Annotated in this window: 1 protein-coding gene; it reads right to left on the bottom strand. The window is 48.3% G+C overall.

The genetic code is table 11. The features are described 5' to 3' along the window. Nucleotides 1–5: 5 nt before the first annotated feature. Nucleotides 6–259, bottom strand: a 254-nt coding sequence (locus R0J87_RS21985) for a flagellar basal body-associated FliL family protein (protein ID WP_498888970.1), incomplete at its 5' end; no start/stop codon positions are given.

Here is a 259-nt window from a genome sequence, read left to right as displayed (position 1 = left end):
CACTCTTATTGCATAACAAAACCGGTGAATAGCACTTCATCGACCACCACCGAACCAACCACTTCAATCATCGCCTGTTGTAAATCACTCAGCGCTTTATTCTTCAGTGCATCGCGCCCGGCAACCGTTACCAGCTCATCGGCATTGGCGGCACTGAATGTTTCCAGCAGGCTGCCTTCAATGAGTGGTATATGACGCATGGCGATGGTTTCGTTGTTTGTACCACGCACCAACAATTGCACTTTAATCTGAACCATAC

Origin of the sequence: Halomonas sp. SIMBA_159 (assembly GCF_046536035.1) — a bacterium.
Taxonomy (GTDB): Bacteria; Pseudomonadota; Gammaproteobacteria; order Pseudomonadales; family Halomonadaceae; genus Vreelandella; species Vreelandella venusta_A.
This window is presented reverse-complemented; position numbering and strand designations above follow the sequence as displayed.